The following is a 4,096-nucleotide window of genomic DNA, read 5'->3' as shown; positions in this document are numbered from 1 at the left end:
AGGATCCAGCCCTTTTTCAGAATAAATTCCGCCTTTTGAATCAGAAACAGCGATAATTTTAGCACCAAGAATTTCCTGTGATAAAATAGCAGCATAAGAACCTGCATTACCAAAACCCTGTATTGCAACTTTTGAATTTTTTAAATTTATTTTTAAATATTTTGCTGCTTCTCTTACACAATATATTCCACCTCTTGCTGTAGCATCATTTCTTCCAAGCGAACCTCCAAGGGCTAAAGGCTTTCCTGTTATAACTCCAAAAGAATTATAACCTTTAATTTTTGAAAACTCATCCATCATCCATGCCATAATTTGAGGATCAGTATAAACATCAGGAGCAGGAATATCTTTTTCAGGACCAATGAATTCAGCAAGTTCCCTTATATAACCTCTTGCCAATCTTTCTTTTTCTGAATCTGATAATTCTTTAGGATTACATATAACCCCGCCTTTACCTCCTCCGTAAGGAAGGTCAAGTAAAGAAGTCTTCCATGTCATCCATGCAGCAAGTGCTCTAACTGTATCTATTGTTTCTTCTGGATGAAATCTAATCCCTCCTTTAAAAGGCCCTCTTGCATTATTATACTGAACTCTGAAACCTTTAAAGATCCTTGTTTGGCCATTATCCATCTTAACCGGTATTGTAATATGAATTTCTCTCATTGGTTCTCTTAAAAAATTATGAGTTGCTTCATCAAGTTTTAAAATTTTGCTTACCATATCAAGTTGTTTTTGAGCCATTTCAAAAAGGTTAAAATTTCCCATTTTTCCCTCCTTTTTGTTTATAAAAAAAAGAGGTCCTTTCCCCCACTTTGGGAAAAAGGACCTCTTTGTCCTTTACACTAACTTTGTGTCTATTTATAAATTATACGATAATTAAAATTATATGTCAAAAAAATTTTATTTTTCAAATTATACCTGATAAAGAAAGTAAATCAGGAACATATTTATCCCATCCAAGTGGCATTATATGAATCCCTTGACACATGTCTTTCATACCTTTAATCAATTCTGCTCCAATCTGTAAACTTACTTTTACTCTTTCTTCCTTCTTTGCCTTTGCCATCATTTCTATGTATTTATCAGGAACTGTAACTCCTGCTACATTCTCATTCATATATTTTGCCATACCAGCAGATTTAAGAAGAACAATTCCACCTAAAATAGGAACCTTATATTTTTCAACTCTTTTCATAAATTCTTCAAACTTTTTTAAATCATATACTGCCTGTGTCTGGAAGAATTTTGCTCCATTTTCAATTTTTTTCTCCATCTTTATTATCTGTAGGTCAATTGGTTCATATCCAGGACTTACAACTGCTCCAATAAAAAATTCTACTTTACCATCAAGTTCATTCCCTTTCATATCTTTTCCTTCCATCAATGTTGAAGCGACTTTTAATAATGAAACAGAATCAAGGTCAAAAACTGACTTTGCTTCAGGATGGTCCCCAAGTATTGGATGGTCTCCTGTTAAAACTAAAACATTCCTAATACCAAGAACATAAGCATTTAAAAGGTCTGATTGTAATGCAAGTCGATTCCTATCTCTACATGTTATCTGGAAAATTGGCTCTATCCCCATTTCTACAAGTAAGTGGCAAACACTAAGTGAACCAAGTCGCATAACAGAACTTTGTAAATCAGTCACATTTATTGCATCAACCATATTCTTTATAACTTCTGCCTCTTTTAAAAACTCAAGATTTGTTCCTTTCCCAGGCCCTATTTCAGAAGTAATAACAAATTTCCCTTCATTCAATTTTTTCTGTAAGTTAGAAATTTCCATTTAAAACTCCTCGTTTTTATCTAAATCATAAAATACCTTTTTCCTCAATTTAGAATCAGGTTCAAGTAACTTATAATTTCTTGGTTCTTGGTATTCTTTTAAAATTTCAAGTTTTCCTATTTTTTTCAATCTTTCATATATTAAAACCCATCCGCAATCTTTTTCTGGGTCTATTTCACATTTTCCTTTATTTGTTCCTCCACATGGACCATTAATAAGTTGTTTTGTACAAAATGTAATAGGGCATATTCCTCCTGTAATTCCAAGATAACAGGTCCCACATTCAGCACATCTTTCCCCACCAGGCCATAGTCCCTGAAATCCACCAAGATAAATTGTGTTTGAAGCAGGATAAACTGGTACATCAATAACTTTTGAAACACACTGAACACCAATACCACAGGAAAAACTAAAACTGATGAGGAATTTGAAAGTTCTCTTATATACCTTGAAAGTTTTCTCACAATTGAATTTTTACTTCCACTAATAAATTATTTTGAAAAAGAAAAAAGGGCTAAAAAATTCCGACATAGTGATTAATCTTTGTAACTCATTGATATTTCTGCACTTATAATTATCATATTAAAACCAGAGAAAAAATTTGACAAAGATAAAATGATTTGATAAATTAAAAAAAGAAAAATAACAATTAGAAAGGAGGAGAAATTTATGAAAATATTATACGAATTTATTCCGAAGTCAAACTTTCTTGAATTAGTAGATGAAATTAATGACTTAATAGATGGATACAACATTACTGATAGTGCCAGTGGAATACCTGCACCATCAGCAACAGCAGTTGCTTGCATTATCAAAACAAAATTCCCGCAAAAAATAGTGTTTCCAATGCTAATTACAAATTACAAAGGACCAGTTGAAATTGGTGCAGTGGCAAAGGCATGTGAATCTGTTGGTATTGATGGAATGATTCCTGATCCAGGAGATGCGCCAAGATATGGATTTGCAATTAGAACAAGAAAAGATGGCAACTGTGAGATTATTAGGGACCCTCAAGAGTTTGAACAATTTAGGCGTTCTACAGGCCCTGCGGAAGAAATAAGGAGTTTCTTGAGAGAAACTATAAAAGTAAAAAATTTACAATTAGGATGTCTTGTGACAAGCCGTAGACCAACTGAAGATGCAATTGCTCGTATTAGAGATCAATGGGATTTCTGCTTTTTTTTAAGATTAGATGAAGCATCTCTCCCAAAGTTAAAAGAATTGTCTCTTGAGTGTAAAAAGTTAGGAAAACCTATTTATCCTTACTTTGTTGTAGAAACACCTAAAAATAAAAAGATACTTGAAAGAATAAATTGGCCTGCAACTACTACGATGGAAAATGCAGTTGAATTTGTTAAAAAAATAGAGGGAATTGTTAATGGTATAATCGCTACTTGTCTGGGCGATGTAGAGGGAGATAAAGAACTATTGAAGATTTTACAAAAGGTCAGAGGTTAAATTCCTGTATGTTTTTATTTTCGTCATAACACGATTTTTATACTCCCTTCTGTAATTTTACCAGTAAAACAGTATTCCTTAATAAGATTGCAGTTGTGATAGGTCCAACTCCTCCTGGAACAGGTGTAATCCAACTCGCTTTTTCTTTTGCTTTTTCAAATTCAACATCTCCTACTATTTTATCCCCTACCCTATTTATTCCGACATCTATTACAATTGCTCCTTCTTTTATCCAGTCCCCTGGTATTAAATTTGCCTTTCCAACAGCAACAATTAATATCTCTGCTCTTTTTACATGGTCTTGAAGTCTCCCTGCATCAGAAGTTCCTATATGACAGATTGTAATTGTAGCAAACTTATCAACCAAAAGCAAACCAACAGGTTTTCCTACTATATCTGAATGACCAACCATAACAACTTCCTTTCCATACAGATTTATACCAAGATACTCAATTATTTCTTTAACCGCAAGTGCTGTACATGGTCCAACAACCGGTCTTCCATATACAATCCATCCCATATTAACAGGATTAACACCTTCAACATCTTTATTAGGTGCTATTTTTGATTGAACCTTTCTTGTATCAACTCCTTTGGGAAGAGGAAGTTGTAAAATTATTCCTGTTACATCTGGATTTTCATTTAATTTTTCAATATTTTCAATAATCCCTTTCTCATCAATACTATCAGATAAACTCATTATCTCATAATTAATTCCTATTTTTTCACAGTTTTTTTTCTGCTGATTCATATATACAATGCTTGCAGGATTTTCACCTACAGAAACAGCAACAAGTTTAGGAATAATCCCTTTTGATTTTAACTGTTCAATTTCTTTTTTTACCTCAT

6 protein-coding genes are annotated in these 4,096 nt (G+C 32.8%); 1 reads left to right on the top strand and 5 read right to left on the bottom strand.

Annotated features, from left to right (window positions below):
- The 4 genes from PKV21_09335 to PKV21_09320 form a co-directional block, all read right to left on the bottom strand.
- Window positions 1-765 (bottom strand): Glu/Leu/Phe/Val dehydrogenase (locus PKV21_09335; protein ID HOM27687.1); only part of this gene is annotated, 765 nt, incomplete at its 3' end.
- 142 nt (window positions 766-907) lie between these two features.
- Window positions 908-1,789, bottom strand: coding sequence for a methylenetetrahydrofolate reductase (locus tag PKV21_09330; protein ID HOM27686.1), 882 nt, complete (start codon window positions 1,787-1,789; stop codon window positions 908-910).
- Window positions 1,790-1,918, bottom strand: a complete 129-nt coding sequence (locus PKV21_09325) for a hypothetical protein (GenBank protein HOM27685.1) — start codon at window positions 1,916-1,918, stop codon at window positions 1,790-1,792. It lies immediately after the preceding gene.
- A gap of 41 nt (window positions 1,919-1,959) precedes the next feature.
- On the bottom strand, window positions 1,960-2,253 hold the full coding sequence (locus PKV21_09320) for a hypothetical protein (GenBank protein HOM27684.1): 294 nt from the start codon (window positions 2,251-2,253) through the stop codon (window positions 1,960-1,962).
- A gap of 205 nt (window positions 2,254-2,458) precedes the next feature.
- Here PKV21_09320 and PKV21_09315 point away from each other — a divergent pair, with 205 nt between their 5' ends.
- Window positions 2,459-3,247 (top strand): hypothetical protein, encoded by a 789-nt coding sequence (locus PKV21_09315; GenBank protein HOM27683.1) that lies wholly within the window; start codon window positions 2,459-2,461, stop codon window positions 3,245-3,247.
- Window positions 3,248-3,284: 37 nt separating this feature from the next.
- On the opposite strand, the gene PKV21_09310 is transcribed toward PKV21_09315, so the two are convergent.
- Window positions 3,285-4,096 (bottom strand): bifunctional 5,10-methylenetetrahydrofolate dehydrogenase/5,10-methenyltetrahydrofolate cyclohydrolase (locus PKV21_09310; protein HOM27682.1); only part of this gene is annotated, 812 nt, incomplete at its 5' end.

It is taken from the genome of bacterium (assembly GCA_035371905.1).
Lineage (GTDB): Bacteria > Ratteibacteria > UBA8468 > B48-G9 > JAFGKM01 > JAMWDI01.
Note: the sequence above shows the minus strand (reverse complement) of the source record. Positions and strands in the feature narration are given on the sequence as shown.

Bases quoted from the DNA above. Each gene is read 5' to 3' on its own strand.
- PKV21_09330 (HOM27686.1), bottom strand. From the start codon at position 1,789: ATGGAAATTTCTAACTTACAGAAAAAATTGAATGAAGGGAAATTTGTT.
- PKV21_09315 (HOM27683.1), top strand. From the start codon at position 2,459: ATGAAAATATTATACGAATTTATTCCGAAGTCAAACTTTCTTGAATTA.